The organism is Exiguobacterium sp. s163, from assembly GCF_018617135.1.
Classification (GTDB): Bacteria; Bacillota; Bacilli; order Exiguobacteriales; family Exiguobacteriaceae; genus Exiguobacterium; species Exiguobacterium profundum.
Genome location: NZ_JACSJN010000004.1, coordinates 1 through 18,500, shown reverse-complemented (window position 1 = coordinate 18,500; position 18,500 = coordinate 1). Strand labels below are relative to the sequence as shown.

The following is an 18,500-nucleotide window of genomic DNA, read 5'->3' as shown; positions in this document are numbered from 1 at the left end:
ACACTTCCTTCATCAGCACTTGAAGGAGGTTTTTTTATGCAGTTAGGTTGGAAAGAGATGTGGAGACAGAAAAGAAAGTTCTCCATGTTGTTCGTGATCACATTTTTGATTGTCATGTTGACGACACTCATTACAGGGCTAGCAGACGGCCTCGCATATGATAACGGTTCTGCGTTGCACGAATTGAATGCTACGACGTATCAACTTGATCCGGACTCAGAAGGTCAATTGACACGATCGTTTATAGACGTCAAAGCGGATACTTCAAACGAAACGATGAGCGTCCGACAGCTCACGGTCACGATTGATGGAAAAAAAGAAGAGGTCACGCTATTCGCCCTTCCAAGTGGAAGTAATATTGGCCCAGGTACTTATCTAGAAACAGGTGAAGTCTTGTTTGACCCAAGTCTCTCAGAACAGCTTGGAACAGGTGACACGTTGACCGACTTTGCGTCCGAATATCGTTTTACGATCGCCGGTGAGGCGCCTGGACGCTACAGTCATGGACCAGTGATTTACACGACGAACGAGACGTGGTTTGATTATTTGAATCAATCCGAACAACGTCCATATGTATCTGCTGAGATTGGAACGGAATCCACGATGTCCGATGCGCTCGTCATGAGTCAACAAGATTTGATTGAGTCGGTTCCTGGATATAGTGCCGAACAGAGCACATTCACTATGATGCGTGCCTTTCTGCTCGTGATCGGAACGTTTATTTTGACCGCGTTCTTTTATTTGTTCACGCTTCAAAAGTTACCTGAGCTCGGAATTCTGAAGGCAATCGGCCTCTCCCCACGTATCATCGGACGGGCACTGCTCTTTCAGGTCATCGTCATCGTGTCGGCGGCAGTCGCCACATCGATCGAGGTCATGTACGTCGTCGATGCGTTGATTCCATCATCATTGCCGTTTCTCGTCGACTTCGGTCATGTCGCGCTATTCGGATCCATGTTCATCTTCTTATCTGTTCTTGGTGCGTTGTTGCCGTTATGGAAACTCCGTCAAGTCGACGCAATTGAAATCATAGGAGGGAAAGCATCATGAGGTTAAGCCATGTATCACATCAGTTTGACGGTCAGCTCGTATTGAATGACATCGAGTTACATGTCTCACCGGGGGAATGCGTCGCCATCGTCGGTCCGAGCGGTAGCGGGAAGAGTACGTTGTTATACATCCTCGGTCTGTTGCGAAAACCGGATCAAGGAGCATTTTTGATGAACGAGCGAGACGTATTCGAATTAGATGAGGAACAACGTCGTCTGTTACGCCTGCATGAAGTTGGGTTCGTGTTTCAACAGGCCCACCTCATTCCCTACTTGACGGTGCTCGAACAACTAGAGCTGATTCAAGAGAAGAAAAAGTTGGATGCGAAGCAACTGTTGATCGACCTCGGCTTAGGGCACCGTCTGCACCATCTCCCGGCGACCTTGTCAGGAGGTGAAAAGCAACGCGTGGCCGTCGCTAGGGCCCTCATCAACTCCCCGCAACTCATTTTGGCAGATGAACCGACGGCGAGTTTGGATTATGAGAATGGACGTCTTGTAATGGAACTCTTGGCCAAACAAGCGCATGAGGAAGGAAGACGTGTCGTCGTCATCACACATGATGAACGCATGCTCGATGTGTGTGATCGTGTCCTTCGCGTGATTGACGGTACCTTGACCGAGCTCAACAAGGGAGAAGGGCATCACAACCAATTTGATGCAGCTGATGAGTGAGCCATCCTCCAAAGCGAATGGCAACACGGATTGATCCATTTTCTAAAATGGTCGCCTCTTCGATGGTCATCAGTCGTTCGATGATATGATTCGATTCGAGTCGAATCCCCGAGAGACAGGAGAAAGCGCGGACGATTTCCTCTGGTCGACACTCGACTAGACGCGCAATCTCTTGCACCTCGGTGAGGAGGCTTGTTTTGTTGTATAGAAAATACCGGTCGAGTATAACATCAAATACGAGTCCGACAATCCGTTCATCACCTTCAAGTGTCCACGAGAACGTTACTCCTCGCTCAAGCGTTCCCTCTCTGTCGCTCAACACCCTTTGAATCATTCGATAAATCTCTGACCTCTCCATGTAGATGCCCCCCGCCCTCCTGCTATTGTCACTTCATCATACCGTTCTCTACCTAATCTTTCGATGTGCCGTCATTCATCTAATTCACCTGCTTATGTTACGTATGCCCTCCCCTTATGTAAGAAAACAGGACCGTATCGAGTCGTTTCGGGTACAATAACGTTGAAAGGAGTCGGTATCAATGCAACGAAAATGGAAAATTGGATTAGCATCACTTTTCACAGGTTATTACGCAATCAGCTACTATGCCTTCAAACGAATGACGCGAGGCAAACGAAAGACTCCGGAGATGTTACTCGCTCCATATACGGACGAAGATCGCACCTTTTATCATGACGTACCGTTCGAGCATGTCTCGATTCAATCGCGTGATGACTACCGCCTCTACGGGCGTATCTATCGGAATGAAGGATCAACAAAGTGGATTGTGTTCGTACATGGATATACCGCATCACATAGTTTCATGGCCCCTCACCTCGCCATGTTCCATCGACTCGGCTACAACCTGCTTGCCGTCGACTTGCGCTCACACGGGGAGTCTGAAGGGATTTATGCCTCATACGGTTTCCATGAAAAAGTCGATATGATCGACTGGGTGGACTGGTTGAAGAAAGAGGAAACAGTCGATCAAGTCGGGCTTCACGGCGTCTCAATGGGAGCGGCCACCGTCTTGCAGACGACTCCGCTCACGAACGTCGACTTCGTCATCGCAGAATGTCCGTTTGACGATATGAAACAATTGATGCGTTATCAACTGAAAGAGTTACACCATATCCCAGCCGAGCTCATTTTACCGGGAATCGACTATTTCCTTTGGTCTCGTGCTGGGTTCACGATGAGACAAGTCCAACCGAAAAAGGCCGTCACGGAAACGACGACCCCAATCCTATTCGTACATGGTTCAAAAGATGATTTCGTCCCGACGTGGATGTCGGTCGAAATGAATGCATTGAACCGGAAGAACGACTTGGTATTGATCGATGGCGCAGAACATACCGATTGCATGATCAAGGACGCTCTCGCCTATGAGGAGGCGGTCACTCGCTTTTTGCATCGACATGGATTGGACCGGCAATCAAATCTAGAAGTACATGTAACACCATGACCGGCCAAAGGACTCCCATCCCTAAATAGAGGATGCCTAATCCGAATCCAACAATCCCTGTCATAAATACTCCCTTTATCCCTTGATAGGCGTGGGCCACGCCGAAAAGGGCGCCCCCGATTAGGGCGAGAGTCACATCTGGCACCTCGATATAGAGGGAAATCGTGTATAGCAGGACTCCTCTGAATATGAATTCCTCGGTCACGCCAGCCGTGACCGAGACGGCGTTCCACGCCTGTTCTTCTGCTTTTGTCCGGGGTAGTAGCAACTTCTCTAAATCGAGCTCATAGTAAGGGCGTAACACATGTCGGAGACGTGCTGAAGTTTTGACCAAGAGATAAAAGACGAGTGTCACGGTGACTAGGATGCATGACAAGTAAAAGACTTGCCAAGCCTGTTCGTTCCCCGCTTCTGGTGCGAATGTCAATCCAACTTCTGCTGACGGTACTTGAAATAAAAAGATGAGGGCGACAATCAACAAGGTCAGTCCCCATGCCGACTTCACGGTTTGTTCGTACACCCATGCCCGTCCTCTCGTTTCAATCAAGGGACGAATCAATTTGGCATTAAAGATCTGAACGATCAGCATGTAGCCGATGATGGCTGTAAAAATCAAACGTTCGAGCATCCATATCCACTCCTGTCCTTCCTCTTAGCTATATGCTACACTATTCGGGTATTGTCTAAAAGCTAGGAGGCGGTATCTTGAAACGTATGATGCTGCGACTGACCGGTTTCATCATTGTGCTCGTGCTTTTGCTCGGGGCAGTCGGCTGGCTCGGTCAACATGATAAAGTGAATAATGGATTGTATCGAACCTATTATGGAGAGAACGGTGTCCCGAACACGCATCTGGCCGTCTATCAAGACGCTGCTGACACGTATGACGTGGACTGGCGCCTACTGGCTGCCGTTCATCGGGTAGAGACCATCTTCTCGCACAGTTCTTCGATGCGTTCGTCTGTCGGTGCGATTGGACCATTTCAATTCATGCCCCGCACTTGGCTCGGTTGGGAATATGACACCGATGACCAAAAAGGCGATGTCCCAGAAGACGAAGTAGATTTGACGGACCTTGCCTTGATTGAGCAGTATGGTGGACTCGGTCGCGACGGAAACGGCGATGGAAAAGCTGACCCACACAGTCTAGTTGATTCTGCGCACACGGCGGCGTATTATTTAAGTGAACACGGTGGAAAAAAAACAGATTCAGTCACATCCGTCCGAAACGCTATCTTCGAATACAATCGAAGTGAGCAATATGTCAATGATGTCATGACGTACTTCGAGAACTATGAATCAAGCGTGACGTTCATGCCGGATGAGCGTGATACGCTTAGTCAACGAGTTGCTTATTACACGATTCGATATATCGAGTGGTTTAAATCGCTCGGCTGATGCTTACATGAAAAAGTGAGGAATGGAAATGAACACGCATGTAGAAGAAGTAACCATCCGCGTCAAATCAATCTTCAATGAAGATAAAACGAAACGCTATATGCGAACGTATGAGTTCACCGATGTGGAGGATGGCGTCATCTGCGCCGTCATTATTTACTCGCCGCGGATGAGCGATGCCTTTTTGTCTGGCACGACGACACAGCGTGCTTATATGTTGATGCAAAATCATTTGTCACAACCGATTCGAGAAATGCGGGTCATCAGTCTCGTCCCGACACTCGCCATCAATGACAACCTTCCATACGTGGAGTCTCAACTCGATGAGACGAACTACCATTACGTCGAAGAGACGTTACAAGAGGTAGAAGCAAGCGGCGGGATGATCATCGTCGGTTGGGGGTCTCCAGGTCGCTTGATGCACCACGCGACATCTTACAAATCGCTCTTTGCGGATTATGAAGCGAACATGTATTGCATCGGTACGACAGCAAAAGGCGAGCCACAACAGATTCGAATGGCAAACGAGAATACCGTTCTCGAGGCGTTCAACAACGAATCGGTCAAACCGAAGTTTCGCATCGTGAAAGAAACGAAAAAAGACGACTCTCCGTGAGTCGTCTTTTCATATGCCAATCCAAATGGAAAGACCGAACAGTGTGAAGAATATACCGGACCATATGTAATCGGACGGTTTGACGTCAATCCGCTCATAGACGGTCCGTTTCCCACTCGTGAACCCCCTCGCCTCCATAGAGAAGGCGACCCGTTCCGCACGTCGGATCGAACCTGCCAACAGCGGGAGAAGGAGTTTCGGTACATGTCGAATCCGTTCCCATTTCGTATCGAGCGGAACGCCGCGAAGACGATGCGCGTATTGTAGCTGATGCATCTCCCGTTGCATTAACGGAAGGAAGCGGAATCCGACGAGCGCACTATAGGCAATCGTCGGAGAAAGCCTTGCCTGTTGCATCAAACTCATGACGAAACGTTTCGAATCGGTCGTCAACATAAAGAGGAGCGACAGTACGGTGAATGCCAACACACGTAGACTAAGAGACATGGCGATACGTGCCTCTTCTTTTGAAATGCCTTGACCGAGAAGCGTCACCCACGTCTCTCCCCCGAGCTCCTTCCCAAACACGAGCGTCGTCCAAAACGTCCCGAGCGCCGTGACGAGAAAAGGAATCAAAAACAGGCTCCACTTCTTCCAGGACACGTCCGTCGCCAGCAATTGAATCGTCAACGTACCGACGATGATGACGAGCGGGGTCCACGGGTTATAAAACAAGGCAAGACCGAACATGATGATCGTCATCGTCACAAACTTGATCGTCGGATTCATATCATGGAGTGACATCGCTTTCGACCTCCCGTGAGTCGATAATGACGAAGTCTCTCCGTGTCCTGCCAGAGCTCATCTCCGAATGGTCCTGAGAGTTCCCCGTCCTTCATCAAATAGAACGTATGGGCGATATTGGCGAACGATAAGTCATGGGTCACGAACAAGATCGTCTGTCCCTTTGCCGCATGCCGCTTCATCAAAATCTCTAGTGCATGGAGTGACGGTTCATCTTGGCCAGCCGTCGGTTCATCGAAGGCAAGCAACTGTTTGTTAGATAGTAACTGAATCCCGACGGCGAGTCGTCGCTTCTGACCGTGACTGAGCGACAGTGGATGGAGGACTCGTTTATCCTCGAGGGATAGCTCCTCTAGTACGTTATCGATCGATTCCTCATGACCAAACTGTAGCTCTTGCTCGACCGAGTTCATGAAAAATAAGTGTTCCGGAGATTGAGGGACGAGTCCGACCCGACGGTCAGACTCCGTCAAACTTCGTAATAACGTCGACTTTCCACTCCCATTTGGTCCTAATATGGCAATCACTTCCCCGATACGAGCTGTTAGGGTCACTCCTTTTAATCGAAATGTGTCACGCTCCACCTCGTCGACCACATAGTGTTCGACTGCTTGTCGTGGTAATGACGATCGTGTGAATGAAAAATCATCGACCGGTTGAAACGGCTCGTTCCGTACAATCCGTCCTTGATCGAGTTCGATGTGCCAATCAAAAAAGTCTCCCCACAAGTGCGCGCGATGTTCGACAACGATGACGTTCACGTTGTCCAAGTGATCGAGCCAGTCGACGAATCGATTCGCGGTCACTGGGTCAAGGTGTGTCAACGGCTCATCGAGAAGCAACCATTCCGGTTGTCCGACCATGGCGCAAGCGACGGCGATCCGCTGTTTCTCCCCTCCTGACAAGGAATCGATGTGACGATTTCGGTAATCGGTCAGTTGGAGTGACTCGAGAATCTCCGTCACGCGCTGATCGATGACCTCGACCGGCGTCTGCAAATTTTCGAGTGTGAAGACGAGTTCCTCTTCCACCCGTTCCATCACGAACTGCGTGTCCGGGTCTTGGAATACCGTCCCGACCCGCTGATTGATCTCGCCTGGTGCGTAGTCGTCGTGTGAGCGTCCCAGTAGTTCGAGTTTGCCTTCCAGGATCCCATCACAATTCTCTGGATAGAGACGGTTGAACAGCGCGAGCAGGGTCGACTTCCCGCTTCCGCTCGCTCCTGTCAAAATCGTGCGTCCAGGTTTTATGGATAGTGTCACATCTTTTAAGATGGTGTCCAGACTTTCGGGGAATCGGAATGAAAGCGATCCTGTCTCAACCATGGACGTTCCCACTCCGAGCAATCGCATAGCCACGAAGCGACCCCGTCTTGAGCAACAGGTCACTGAGCAACTTCCCACCGATTCCTGCGATGACCATGCCACTGACCGCCCGCAGCCCGAACATCGTCGCTACATATCCCGGTTCGAGCATCGCAAATCCGCTCATGAAGTAAGTGTACACGAAACTCGTGACGGCCGAGCCAAATCCAGCAAGCATGAGAACCCAAAGCTCGTATCGACGATAACCTGTCATCGCAAAGACTGCTTCCGCCCCAAGACCTTGGACGATACCGACCAAGATGATGCGCGGTCCGATCGCATTCCCAATCAACATTTCAATCGTCGCTGCCATCACCTCCGAGATGAAGGCCGCACCCGGCTTCCGAATGATATACGCCGAGATGATTGACACGATGAACCAGATACCGAAGATCCATTCATAGGCGATCGGTCCAATCAACCCTGCCCATAAGTTCCCGATATGAACAAACAATAAGTAGACGACGGCAAAGACGACAGACAATACGGAGACGAGGACGACCTCTTTCAATTTCCACGATTTAAGCATGTTGTCCTCCATGTGACGGACTGTTCACACTGAACGTCACCGTCATGACGACGTGTCGATTCTTCTCGCGTGTCCGGTTGAACGCCGACTCGTAATACGAGAACACATCATCCAAGTTCCCATGAATGCCTGACGCGTAGTGCATGGAGTCATTATAGACACCCGCCTGTTTCGCTTGCTCGATTTCATCATAGATGAGATCCATATAGTTCTCCGCCCCCATCGGATAAAGCGCGAACTGTGACGAGACATACTGTTCTCTTGAAATTCCATTCAGTGGTTGTGGTGGTGCCTCGAGCACCTCATCCCCTGCCGAATCTCCCGGACATCCGACAGAGAAGGTTCCGCTCATCGAGACATGGCGTCCTTCCTCCGAAGCCAGGCTTAAGACGGTCCGTGCGACGTCGAACACGTGCTCGGCGCGACCTCGGATCACGGTCGACACGTCATCCGTATGTCGCCACACACCCGTCATATTCGTTCCTTTCAATGCCCCTTTGATCGTCCCGACAAAGTCATCTGTCATCGGGCTAAGCGTGAAGCGAAATCCGACAATCGGACTCGTGCCACATGATTCATTCATCTTGTCTCCCCCTCTATATGTGTTTGCATAAAAAAAAGCCGCATTCATGAGAATGCAGCAACAAAATCTATACAAACTTGCATAGAGAAAGTGCCGCACTTCCTCACGCCAGTATTACCTGGATCGAGTTATAAGGGATCGGAGCCATGCTCACATCTCAGCCGAAGCACCCCTAGTGCAGTCATTGATATGCGGTTACTTATGCAGTCACAGTATAGCGATGTTTCGTCAGTTTGTAAACGGTCAATCTGAATAGGTGACGAGTTGGCCAGTACCAGGAAGTGGGTCATGGAACGAATCCCACTCCGCTACCATCTCCTCATCCGTCAACAAGCAGGCGTCAAGTGATTGCTCGACCGCCTCCCGGTCCATCCGTTGACCGATAAGGACCAATTCGTTCTGTCGGTCTCCGTACGGCTCGATGTAATCTTCACGCAGCTCAGGTTCTGAGACGAACATGGCCTCTCGTTCACTCTCGGGAAGGGTCGCTAACCAACGACCGGCATGTTCGAGCGTCGATGCGTATCCGGCCTGGGAGAAGAGACAGGCAAGGTCGTTCCGTGACGCGATCCACAAGAAGCCTTTGGCACGGACGATTTCTTCAGGATAGTGCTCCATCCAATTCATCAAGCGCTCAGGGTGGAACGGTCGACGACGACGGTAGACGAACGAGCTGATGCCATACTCCTCCGTTTCCGGCGTATGTTCTTCTGCCTCAAGTTCTTGAATCCATCCCGCCGCACGCATCGCCTGATCGAAATCGAACAACTGGACGTCGAGTAGATCGTCTAACGCTACGTCGGAGTATGTTGAAGTCTATAATCGCGCGCTCGGGTTGAGTGTCTTAAGTAGCCCCTTCATCTCCTGCAGTTCCGCTCCAGACACCCGGTCTGCCTTATTCAACACGATGATATCCGCAAATTCGACTTGATCGACGAGTAGGTCGACGACTTCACGTACGTCACCTGTATCGACGGCTTGTTGACGTTCCATGAGCGATTCACCAGAATTGAAATCTTTGAAGAAGCGGTACGCATCGACGACAGTGACCATCGCATCGATATAGACACGGCTCGTCAAATCGATTCCGAGCGCATCATCGGCATACGTGAACGTCTGCGCAACGGGAATCGGTTCTGAAATCCCAGAAGACTCGATGATGATGCCATCGAGGTCACGATCGTTTGTCAACTCATAGACCGCTGTCAGCAAATCCTCACGTAGGGTACAACAGATGCACCCGTTCGAGAGTTCGACTAATTTTTCATCGGTACGGGAGAAACCACCCTGTTCAATCAATTTCTCATCGATGTTCAACTCGCTCATATCGTTCACGATGACCGCATATTTTTTATCTTCCCGGTTATGTAAGATGTGGTTGAGCAGTGTCGTCTTTCCGCTACCAAGATAACCCGAGAGTACGGTAATTGGAATTCGTTTCATATTGATGAACCTCCTTTAAATCGTAATCATTACTTTTTATATACTGTAACGACTGATTCGATTTGTCAACAAAAAAAACACGCCACACGGACGTGTTTTGAAAAACATGCTTTTATTCTTCCAACGCTTTTCGTTCTGCTTCCGAGCGGGGATAGGCGTTCGCTTGCCACTCCGCCCGATAGATGGAGTCGAGTTGCGTCAACCCGACCTCATCCACGTCCTTGTCAGAATCGACACTCGGCACCTCGTCCCATTTCGGGTCGAGATAAGAATGATCTTCTTCCCGCGCTCGATTTTCTTGCAACTTTTGAATTCCCATCTTGACCGCTGCCGCAACTGCCAACCCAATACCCGCTCGAACTAACAGTCGTTTCACCATTGCATGTCCTCCTCAACGCCCAAAGCGATAAAGCGGCATCCCTTTCACCTCTGTATCGATGATAAATACCGATCCAGCATCCGGATATTCGGCTAACGCTTCCTCATCCATCCCCTCACGAGCCGTCGTGATGGCCAATCGATTGAGCCCATCCCCGATGAAGGCGCAGGATGTGACATTCGGTGCAGGAACGTGAACTTCTAACAGCTTTTCACCGGTTGATGGATTCCAGCGAGATACTTTGCTTCCGGCGTAATGCGCAATCCATAAATATCCTTCCGTATCTGATGTCATACCGTCTGGGAAGCCATCCTCGTCCGCGAAATCGATGACGACCTTTCCATTTGATAACGTACCCGCCTTCAAATCGAAATCATATTGGCGAATCGTTTCAGTCGGTGTATCGATATGATAAAAAACGGAATGGTCAGGAGACCACGTCAACCCGTTCGAAAGTGTGAGCTCATCCATAAGTGTCGTCGTCGTACCATCCCGATCGACACGATACAATGTCGCTTGATTCTCTTTGTCTTCGAGATGAAGTGTTCCGGCGAAAATTCGACCGTATGGATCGGCTTTTCCGTCATTGAACCGCAATTGACCGTCCGGATCATCCAACTCGACAATCTTCTTCAAGTCCCGATTGATCTCATCCCATTCATAAATGCCATCCTTCAAGCCGAGGACAACGCCATCCGTCACTTTTGGAATAACGAAACCGACTTGTTTCCTGACTTCAAACGACGAGATTTCATCCTCACGTTCATCATACCACCACAATGTATGATCTTCGATATCTACCCAATAAAACCGCTTTAACTCAGCATCCCAACACGGACCTTCACCAAGCGTATTTCGTACACGAATCCACAACGACGCATCTACTTTCTCCATCACTTAGCCTCCACTCTATCCATTAGTTCAGAAATCTATTCCCCTCTCGCATCGGGACTATGCATGAATCCAGAAAATCGTGATGGATTTTCACCGTCGTCTGTTCGTTTTGCTATAGTGAAAGAAACGTAGCGAGGGAGTGAATGGCTTGTCGAAATGGGATGAACGATTTAGTTCGGAAGAGTATGTGTATGGGACAGAGCCAAACGAATTTTTACGCGAATGGGTCACGTCTCATCAACCTGAAAGAAAACGTGTATTGGCCATCGCGGAGGGCGCGAAACGCGGTGTGGCTCGCCACGCTCGGCTTTGAAGTCGAGATATGGGACGTTTCTATAGCAGGGATCGACAAAGCGAAACGCTTGGCGACGTCACGAAACGTGTCCATTCAGACGAAACAGATCGACTTGAATGAAGCCGATTGGCCAAACAAGGCGTATGACATGGTCATCTGTATCTTTGGCCACTTTCCTCCACACGTCAGAGAAAAGGTGTTTACGGGTATTCAACAAACGCTTCGACCTGGTGGTTTGTTCCTGAGTGAAGTCTACGCTACACATCAACTCGCTTACGGGACAGGTGGACCAAACGACGCCTCATTCCTTTACACCGAAGAGATGTTCCACCAACTAGGGGACGATTTCGTACCGCTCGTCTTACATGAGACGGTCGTCTGGCGAGAAGAAGGCACGCTCCATCACGGCGAATCCGCTGTGATTCAATACGTCGGGCAAAAACGATAAACAAATGGCCTCCCCGAGATTCGGAGAGGCCATTTGTTTACTTCGCGCCTTCGACGTTCATATGCTTACTGCGGAGTTGTCCACATGCCGCATCAATGTCTGTCCCGTGCTCAAGACGGACACCAGTGTTGACGCCACGCTTTTTCAAGATGTCGTAGAACGCCATGATGTCTTCAGGCGTGCTTCGCTCATATTGGATGTGCTCGTTGACCGGGTTATATGGAATCAAGTTGACGTACGACTTGTCTTTGATGTCTTCAATCAAGTCAGCGAGTTCTTCCGCATGTTCCGGCAAATCGTTCACTTTCGAGAGCAGGATATACTCGAAGGTGATTCGTTTGTTCGTCTTCTCGACGTAATAGCGAATCGACGGCATGAGTTTATCAAGCGGGAACGCCCGGTTGATTTTCATGATGCGTGTACGTAATTCATCGTTTGGCGCATGTAGAGAGAGCGCCAAGTTGATGCGTAGATCAAGGTCCGCAAACTTGTAGATCTTATCCGCGAGACCACTTGTCGACACGTTGATTTTACGTGGGGCGATCGCAAGTCCACGCTCATCTTTGACGACACGCAAGAAGTCGACCAAGTTCTCGAAGTTATCGAACGGTTCACCGATTCCCATAACGACGATATGGCTGACGCGGTCCCCTTCACCCTCTTCATCGAGGAAGTGTTGGACGGTCATGATCTGCTCGACGACCTCACCCGCCTTCAAGTCACGCGTCTTTTTCAACAAGCCGCTCGCACAGAAGCTACAGCCGATGTTACAACCGACCTGAGTCGTCACACAGACCGAACGTCCGTATTTGTGACGCATGAGCACCGTCTCGATGTAGTGCCCGTCATGTAATTTAAGTAAGAATTTGACCGTCCCGTCGCCCGCTTCTTGTTTGACGAACAGTTTTTGTGTTGAGATGACATATTTCTCTGTTAAGTAATCACGCACCTCATCACGTACGTTGAGGTCGTCCATCGATTTGACCCGGTCGATGTAGAGCGAGTCCCAAACTTGACGTGCGTGGAAGGCACCGTATCCCGCTTCCGTACACTCGTTTGTGAGTTGATCGAACGTCAACCCGTATATAGATGATTTCATTGTAATCTGTCCTTTCTCTAATCCGCATACGTACCATTGTAGCGGACGTGAGAGACGGGTGCAACTTACGAATAATCTGGAGGCGTCGGTCGTGTGACGAACTGTTCGAACGCATAAGCGACTCGGATTAAATCACGCTCCGCATAGCTCGTCCCCGTGAACGAGAGTCCGAATGGGGCACCGCTCTTTTTCAAATGATATGGGATTGTAATCGTCGGATGACCTGCTTTTGCAGCCATGTCGTAGTTCATGTCATGCGGCAGGACGAGTGCGTCCAGTTTATGTGACGCAAGCAATGTGTCAATCCCTTCCGTTTTCGCGAGACGGACGTCCTCGATGCGACGATCGAGATAGTTCGCTTCAGTCAGTTTTCCAGATTTGGCGTTCGCTTCTTCAAAGATGGTCTGGCCGTGCGGAATCGATTCAGGATGTTCCGCGTTCCACTCGATCAGGTCGGATAGCGTTTTAAACGGCACGGTCGTATTGGCAAGATACGCCTCGACCCCGAGCTTGAATTCGTCGAACAGGATGTCCGCCTGTTCTAGTGCCGCATGCTTCGGAAGCGTGACCTCGACGAGTTCGACCTCGGCTTGCCGTAGCAATCGGAGCGCCCCCTCATACAATCCGACTTCTTCGTCTGAAATATTTGGCTTGATAAATCCGACACGCATCCCGACCGCTTGCCTCACATCGAGACATGTCACATAAGGCGGTCCGACTGGAGTTTCCCACGTCGCCGGGTCTGATTCATCCTCACCGCACATCGATTGTAAGGCGATGACCGCATCACGAAGCGTACGCGCCATCGGTCCCGCCGTATCTTGAGAACGTGAGATCGGGATGATTCCGGAGCGACTGATCAATCCGACGGTCGGCTTAATCCCGACGATGCTGTTATGGACACTCGGATGGACGATGGAACCGCTCGTCTCAGATCCGACTGCGAGAAGTGTAAGGTTTGCCGCGACCGCCGAAGCCGACCCTGAGCTTGACCCACCGACATCCAACCCGTCGCCGTATGGGTTCATCGTCTGTCCACCGACGGCACTCCAGCCGTTCGGCATATTTTCTGTTAAAAAGTTCGCCCACTCAGACAAGTTCGCCTTCCCGAGGATGATGGCGCCATCAGCCCGTAACCGTTTGACGAGTTCGGCATCTCGACCGGCGAAATGATGTCGCATCGCGGTAGCACCTGCAGTCGTTCGCATCAGACCGGTAGTCTCGATATTGTCCTTGATCAAGACGGGGATGCCGAGTAGCGGTTTGCGTACCCCTTTTCGGTACGCCCGGTCTGCTGCCTCTGCCTCGAACAGCGCGTCCGGATTGACTTGAATGACGGCGTGAAGTCGTTCATTATACGTCGCAATCCGTCCTAAATAGTAGGCGGTCACGTCTCTCGCCGTGAATTGTCCTTCTTTATACCCACGATGCGCACGTTCAATCGTCAGTTCATGTAATTGGATTTGTTCCATCAAGCATTCCTCCTTTACCTCTCCCCCTTTATTCGTGCTCTACGTCTGATTTCCTTTTCGTATCGCCAAGTCGATGTGTTCTTGATACACTTAAGAAAAAACAGGAGGTCCCAATGACTCGCTCCTATGTCTTTGTGTTACTTGCCGTATTCGGTCTATTTTTCTTACAGCTATATGGGGAGAATGTGCCGTATGGTACGCTCATTTCCATCGGGTTGATTGGATTCATCATCGTCTTGACGGTTTTTCAGTTGAAACGAAAACCGAATCATTGACGAATGTATTTTGAGGGTGGTATGATGCTCTCACCAACTACATATCGATATCAAGAGTGAACGAGAGATCTGGCTCCGCGACTTCACAGCAACCTGCCTTAGGCAAGGTGCTACGACCAGCAAGGGAAACCTTGGACGATATGACGAAAGCGCTCATGTCATCCGACGTGAGCGCTTTTTTGTTGAATGACGATTTGGAGGGAACGACAGTATGGAAAAAGCAACATTCGCAGGCGGCTGTTTTTGGTGCATGGTGACACCATTTGAAGAATTACCAGGGATTGAAGGCATCGTATCCGGCTATATGGGCGGACAGGTCGACAATCCGACGTATGAACAAGTGAAAACCGGGACAACGGGGCACCTCGAGGTCGTTCAAATCACATATGATCCAGCATTATTCTCGTATGAACGTCTTCTTGAGCTGTATTGGATTCAGACAGACCCGACGGACGATGGTGGTCAATTCCAAGACCGGGGACCTCAGTATGCCCCAGCCATCTTCTATCACACGGAAGAACAACATATCGCGGCTGAGGCGAGTCGCGATGTGTTGGCAGCAAGTGGTCGCTTCTCGGCTCCGATCGTCACGAAAATCATTCCGGCGACGACGTTCTTCGCTGCAGAAGACTACCATCAGGATTATCATAAAAAGAATCCGAAGCATTATAAGGAAGACCGGGCCATCTCGGGACGCGACGAGTTCATCGAGGAAAACTGGACGGAAACCGTATAACGGTCATCAGACGCGAATGTTAGCATTCGCGTCTTTTAATTAGCACATTAATCGGGAAACGGGAAATAACGGTTCATACAACCGAAAAGGAGGACTCATATATGAAAACAAGTACGAAACTCATCATCGGTGTGATTGGCGTAGCCGTAATCGCTGTTGCCTGATGGCTCATCTCCCCACTATTCTTAACCGGGACGGTCGATGAAGGATTGCAGTCGACAGCAGTCGAATCACCAGCTCCAGAGGAAGAGGAATCAGATCAAGAGACGTCCGAGACACCGGAAGCACAACCGAGTCCAACCGAAGTAGCGGGTGTGTTCATGGACGGGGAGAAAAACTATAAGACGACCGGCACAATCCGCTCGGTCGAGGCAGAAGACGGGACGTACCTCCGATTTGAAGAATTTGAGACGACAAACGGTCCTGATTTATTCGTCTATTTGACGAAACCAGGACAGGAGACGACCGAAGGCGTCAGTCTAGGGGCCTTAAAAGGAAACATCGGCAATCAAAACTATTTGATCCCTAAGGATGTGAATCTAGAAGAGTACAACACCGTCGTCATCTGGTGCCGTGCGTTCAGCGCGACGTTCGGGACGGGAGAACTGACTGGTTCAAGTGAATAACAGACTTGAGGGTGGCTGAATGAATCGGCCACCCTCTTTTCATTTGAAATCGGCTTAAAAAGAATGATTTCTCATCCAACCTCAAATGAGAACATGCTATCATATATGTAAATAAGTGTAATTCAATTGAGGAGGTACGATTATGGAGCAGCCTGTGCCACAAACTTACAAACACTATTTTTGGAAACGTTTCTTTCTATTCTTCATTCCATTGATGATGGTCGGCATACGATTTGAACCGATGATCATTCAGAATCCATTTGAGGAACTCGAAGACTATGGGGCATTCGTATTATTTTTAGGAATTTATATCCTAGTACTCGGTGGATGGACAGCGTTTATGACGTCGATGATGTGGCGGAACAGACAATCCAAGTTGAAACAGTGATGACATATCCACCGTCTTTCCCATTGGAGGCTTTGAAAGAGCTATTTACATCCGTTCTAAAAGTAACCCTATTCGAGTACTCCTAAAGTGAGGTATGCAGAAGATATTATCAGGGCTGAATCATCACTTGTCTTTATGAAAGTGGAATGATGGTTTTTAAGGGGGAGCGTTGCGATGAGCCACTTCGCCAAGAAGCGTTAGACGCTCACGCATGAGCCCGGATTACCATTCCTTCTCCCATGCTCCGTCTTCAGAGACTCCCCAATCCTCGAAACGATACTTGATGAGCCAATGGACATGCATCACTTCTACACCCTTGGATAGCTCTGAGACGACGAAACTGACGTCCCCATCCGCCACCACCCATGTCCCGTATAGATACATTATCTTGACCGGACGCTCTTCTGCATCCAGATAAATCACCACGCGGAAGTAAGGCGAGTTCCGCCCTTCATCGAACCGGACGACCTTCTCAACGCAATGTGCCCTGTCGACGACACGCATCCACTCAGGATGTTCCATCAGTTCTGAGAACACGGTCCGGACGAACGGATCCAATCTCCCGAACGCATAGTCATCAAGCAGCCCCTCGTCCATTACGTCTCCCCCCTTCCGGTTCTCTATAGAACGATTCCCTGTCCAGAGCCAATTCAGTCTTTGTTCATGAAGCTACAGAAATGAAGACTTTTAAAAATTGTATACACAGATACATGTATACAATCATCCCTTTTTCTTATGTACGACGATTCCGTCGAATCATATTGGTATTGAAAAAGACGGTGAGGTGGGTCAAGCTTTCTCCTTCCTTCACATCACAAAGAATATCCATGCTCACAAGTTTTAAGTCCTCAAAATCTTCTTGGAGCCGGTCAGGAAGGCGTCGAAGTAATACCTCCGTCATCTCGTCCATCGTCTGTTGATCTAGTTGGTAGCTGTCCTCCTGAATCATCCTCTCCTGTTGATAGCCTCATGATACCTCGCATCCACGTAAGCAACATCTCAGGATATTTCACGTAAGCCCTGGTGTTGTTTCAAACAAGCCCTAGGGCTTGTTTAGAAAACATGCTCGTTTTCAATAAACAAACTGTGTTTTCACTCCTGACATTTCATCAAACAATCTTCTTACGAGACAGACCAAAACATGGTCCCATATCCTCATACGAACCACTCCATTTTCGTCATACGAAAACGACCCTTTTCCGGATCCCGCTCTATGGATCCAGGCGAGAGCACCGCGAGTCGCCCATCCCGACATAGAAAAACGTACGTTTTTCGTCCTTGCCCTTACCGGACGGACCGGGACCGGTCCCCCGGCCCCACTCCATTCCATTTAACCCATGTAACCTCGCTGTTTCATGCTGACGTACGACTCGTCCGCACCGAGGATGAGATGTTCGAGCACCGGGATGCCGATGAGGTCGCCTGCTTCATGTAACCGTTCGGAGACGAGGATGTCCTCCCGGCTCGGGGTCGGGTCCCCGCTCGGATGTTGGTGACAGGCGATGATGCACGAGGCATTGTTCAAGATGGCGCATTTGAAGATTTCCCGTGGGTGGACGACACTCGAATTGACGCTCCCGACATGCGCCCGATGGACACCGATGACCCGGTTCTTCGTGTTGAGCATGATGACGAGGAACACTTCACGGTCATCGTCACCGATGAACGATGCCCCGATTTGCCGAGCATTGTCCGGCGAGTGGATGATGGCGTGCTCGAGGGCGACCATTTCCTCGCGAACCTCTTGTTTGATACGGATGACCTCGATGATGGCGGATAGTTCCATGATGGTTTGTCCCCTTTCAGATAGAAAAGCTGTCCTCAGAACGAACACCGTTGTGCGTCCTGTTGACGGAAACGAAGCGAGCGTCGGGAGACGGTGCAAGGGCGACCGCAGGGAGAGCCTCAAAAAAATGCGTAGAGCGCACATAAGTCCAGGCTTCCGTAGCCAACGAGCGAAAAGCCTCGCTTTGAGCCTAAAGCGAAGGAAGACGGGCCGGAGGGCGCGTCATTTTTTTGACGTC

23 protein-coding genes, 1 pseudogene and 2 riboswitches are annotated in these 18,500 nt (G+C 49.9%); of the genes and pseudogenes, 10 read left to right on the top strand and 14 right to left on the bottom strand.

The features are described from left to right. Positions 1 to 36: 36 nt before the first annotated feature. Complete coding sequence (locus tag KNO71_RS11040; protein WP_078146964.1) at positions 37 to 1,050, top strand: ABC transporter permease; 1,014 nt, start codon at positions 37 to 39, stop codon at positions 1,048 to 1,050. Next, entirely contained in the window at positions 1,047 to 1,724 is a 678-nt protein-coding gene (locus KNO71_RS11035) for an ABC transporter ATP-binding protein (RefSeq protein ID WP_078146965.1), read from the top strand. The genes KNO71_RS11040 and KNO71_RS11035 overlap by 4 nt, the downstream gene beginning before the upstream one ends. Here the strand turns inward: KNO71_RS11035 and KNO71_RS11030 are convergent. Continuing rightward, the gene (locus KNO71_RS11030) at positions 1,675 to 2,082 is read right to left on the bottom strand and encodes a hypothetical protein (RefSeq protein WP_078146966.1); all 408 of its coding nucleotides are present in this window, start codon (positions 2,080 to 2,082) and stop codon (positions 1,675 to 1,677) included. The genes KNO71_RS11035 and KNO71_RS11030 overlap by 50 nt on opposite strands. 181 nt (positions 2,083 to 2,263) lie before the next feature. On the opposite strand from KNO71_RS11030, the gene KNO71_RS11025 reads away from it, so the two are divergent. Beyond that, positions 2,264 to 3,187 carry an alpha/beta hydrolase gene (locus tag KNO71_RS11025; RefSeq protein WP_078146967.1) on the top strand — a complete coding sequence of 308 codons (924 nt, stop codon included), beginning with the start codon at positions 2,264 to 2,266 and terminating at the stop codon, positions 3,185 to 3,187. On the opposite strand, the gene KNO71_RS11020 is transcribed toward KNO71_RS11025, so the two are convergent. After that, complete coding sequence (locus tag KNO71_RS11020) at positions 3,120 to 3,815, bottom strand: CPBP family intramembrane glutamic endopeptidase (RefSeq protein WP_078146968.1); 696 nt, start codon at positions 3,813 to 3,815, stop codon at positions 3,120 to 3,122. The two genes, KNO71_RS11025 and KNO71_RS11020, sit on opposite strands and share 68 nt — an antisense overlap. Positions 3,816 to 3,901: 86 nt before the next feature. Between KNO71_RS11020 and KNO71_RS11015 the strand changes: the two genes are divergently transcribed. Beyond that, positions 3,902 to 4,585 (top strand): lytic transglycosylase domain-containing protein, encoded by a 684-nt coding sequence (locus KNO71_RS11015; RefSeq protein WP_240499874.1) that lies wholly within the window; start codon positions 3,902 to 3,904, stop codon positions 4,583 to 4,585. Between the two features lie 28 nt (positions 4,586 to 4,613). Then, positions 4,614 to 5,201 carry a DUF1643 domain-containing protein gene (locus tag KNO71_RS11010; RefSeq protein WP_012726384.1) on the top strand — a complete coding sequence of 196 codons (588 nt, stop codon included), beginning with the start codon at positions 4,614 to 4,616 and terminating at the stop codon, positions 5,199 to 5,201. 9 nt (positions 5,202 to 5,210) lie between these two features. On the opposite strand, the gene KNO71_RS11005 is transcribed toward KNO71_RS11010, so the two are convergent. The 7 genes and pseudogenes from KNO71_RS11005 to KNO71_RS10975 form a co-directional block, all read right to left on the bottom strand. Then, complete coding sequence (locus tag KNO71_RS11005; RefSeq protein WP_214684202.1) at positions 5,211 to 5,945, bottom strand: energy-coupling factor transporter transmembrane component T family protein; 735 nt, start codon at positions 5,943 to 5,945, stop codon at positions 5,211 to 5,213. After that, positions 5,927 to 7,297, bottom strand: a complete 1,371-nt coding sequence (locus KNO71_RS17790) for an ABC transporter ATP-binding protein (protein ID WP_270812234.1) — start codon at positions 7,295 to 7,297, stop codon at positions 5,927 to 5,929. The genes KNO71_RS11005 and KNO71_RS17790 overlap by 19 nt, the downstream gene beginning before the upstream one ends. Beyond that, positions 7,263 to 7,838: an ECF transporter S component gene (locus KNO71_RS10995; protein WP_012726387.1), complete on the bottom strand. Its 576-nt coding sequence runs from the start codon at positions 7,836 to 7,838 to the stop codon at positions 7,263 to 7,265. The genes KNO71_RS17790 and KNO71_RS10995 overlap by 35 nt, the downstream gene beginning before the upstream one ends. Further along, on the bottom strand, positions 7,831 to 8,421 hold the full coding sequence (locus KNO71_RS10990) for a YkoF family thiamine/hydroxymethylpyrimidine-binding protein (protein WP_012726388.1): 591 nt from the start codon (positions 8,419 to 8,421) through the stop codon (positions 7,831 to 7,833). Before KNO71_RS10990 ends, KNO71_RS10995 begins: the two co-directional genes overlap by 8 nt. A gap of 83 nt (positions 8,422 to 8,504) precedes the next feature. Then, positions 8,505 to 8,605: riboswitch (TPP riboswitch) on the bottom strand. A 59-nt stretch (positions 8,606 to 8,664) separates the two neighbouring features. Further along, positions 8,665 to 9,864: pseudogene (locus KNO71_RS10985) on the bottom strand (GTP-binding protein). Positions 9,865 to 9,976: 112 nt separating this feature from the next. Continuing rightward, positions 9,977 to 10,243: a hypothetical protein gene (locus tag KNO71_RS10980; protein WP_078146973.1), complete on the bottom strand. Its 267-nt coding sequence runs from the start codon at positions 10,241 to 10,243 to the stop codon at positions 9,977 to 9,979. Between the two features lie 12 nt (positions 10,244 to 10,255). After that, a complete protein-coding gene (locus tag KNO71_RS10975; protein WP_214688683.1) occupies positions 10,256 to 11,137 on the bottom strand; it encodes an SMP-30/gluconolactonase/LRE family protein in 882 nt (293 codons plus the stop codon). 191 nt (positions 11,138 to 11,328) lie between these two features. Here KNO71_RS10975 and KNO71_RS10970 point away from each other — a divergent pair, with 191 nt between their 5' ends. Beyond that, entirely contained in the window at positions 11,329 to 11,880 is a 552-nt protein-coding gene (locus KNO71_RS10970) for a class I SAM-dependent methyltransferase (protein WP_251024844.1), read from the top strand. Positions 11,881 to 11,917: 37 nt separating this feature from the next. On the opposite strand, the gene rlmN is transcribed toward KNO71_RS10970, so the two are convergent. Both rlmN and KNO71_RS10960 read right to left on the bottom strand, forming a co-directional pair. Beyond that, positions 11,918 to 12,979 (bottom strand): dual-specificity RNA methyltransferase RlmN, encoded by a 1,062-nt coding sequence (rlmN, locus tag KNO71_RS10965; RefSeq protein WP_214688682.1) that lies wholly within the window; start codon positions 12,977 to 12,979, stop codon positions 11,918 to 11,920. A gap of 65 nt (positions 12,980 to 13,044) precedes the next feature. Beyond that, positions 13,045 to 14,451 (bottom strand): amidase family protein, encoded by a 1,407-nt coding sequence (locus KNO71_RS10960; protein ID WP_251025613.1) that lies wholly within the window; start codon positions 14,449 to 14,451, stop codon positions 13,045 to 13,047. Between the two features lie 113 nt (positions 14,452 to 14,564). On the opposite strand from KNO71_RS10960, the gene KNO71_RS10955 reads away from it, so the two are divergent. From KNO71_RS10955 to KNO71_RS10940, 4 genes are all read left to right on the top strand, one after another. Beyond that, complete coding sequence (locus KNO71_RS10955; RefSeq protein WP_168169845.1) at positions 14,565 to 14,726, top strand: hypothetical protein; 162 nt, start codon at positions 14,565 to 14,567, stop codon at positions 14,724 to 14,726. Positions 14,727 to 14,770: 44 nt separating this feature from the next. After that, a riboswitch (SAM riboswitch) is annotated at positions 14,771 to 14,870 on the top strand. Positions 14,871 to 14,937: 67 nt separating this feature from the next. After that, on the top strand, positions 14,938 to 15,462 hold the full coding sequence (msrA, locus tag KNO71_RS10950; protein WP_214684195.1) for a peptide-methionine (S)-S-oxide reductase MsrA: 525 nt from the start codon (positions 14,938 to 14,940) through the stop codon (positions 15,460 to 15,462). Positions 15,463 to 15,671: 209 nt separating this feature from the next. Beyond that, positions 15,672 to 16,088 carry a DM13 domain-containing protein gene (locus KNO71_RS10945; RefSeq protein ID WP_251024845.1) on the top strand — a complete coding sequence of 139 codons (417 nt, stop codon included), beginning with the start codon at positions 15,672 to 15,674 and terminating at the stop codon, positions 16,086 to 16,088. Positions 16,089 to 16,230: 142 nt separating this feature from the next. Then, positions 16,231 to 16,476, top strand: coding sequence for a hypothetical protein (locus tag KNO71_RS10940; RefSeq protein ID WP_214688680.1), 246 nt, complete (start codon positions 16,231 to 16,233; stop codon positions 16,474 to 16,476). A gap of 222 nt (positions 16,477 to 16,698) precedes the next feature. Here the strand turns inward: KNO71_RS10940 and KNO71_RS10935 are convergent, their stop codons facing one another. The 3 genes from KNO71_RS10935 to KNO71_RS10925 form a co-directional block, all read right to left on the bottom strand. Then, positions 16,699 to 17,073 (bottom strand): hypothetical protein, encoded by a 375-nt coding sequence (locus KNO71_RS10935; RefSeq protein WP_214684193.1) that lies wholly within the window; start codon positions 17,071 to 17,073, stop codon positions 16,699 to 16,701. A gap of 136 nt (positions 17,074 to 17,209) precedes the next feature. Further along, positions 17,210 to 17,425, bottom strand: a complete 216-nt coding sequence (locus tag KNO71_RS10930) for a hypothetical protein (protein ID WP_214684192.1) — start codon at positions 17,423 to 17,425, stop codon at positions 17,210 to 17,212. A gap of 381 nt (positions 17,426 to 17,806) precedes the next feature. Next, entirely contained in the window at positions 17,807 to 18,262 is a 456-nt protein-coding gene (locus KNO71_RS10925; RefSeq protein WP_214684191.1) for a JAB domain-containing protein, read from the bottom strand. Positions 18,263 to 18,500: the final 238 nt, after the last annotated feature.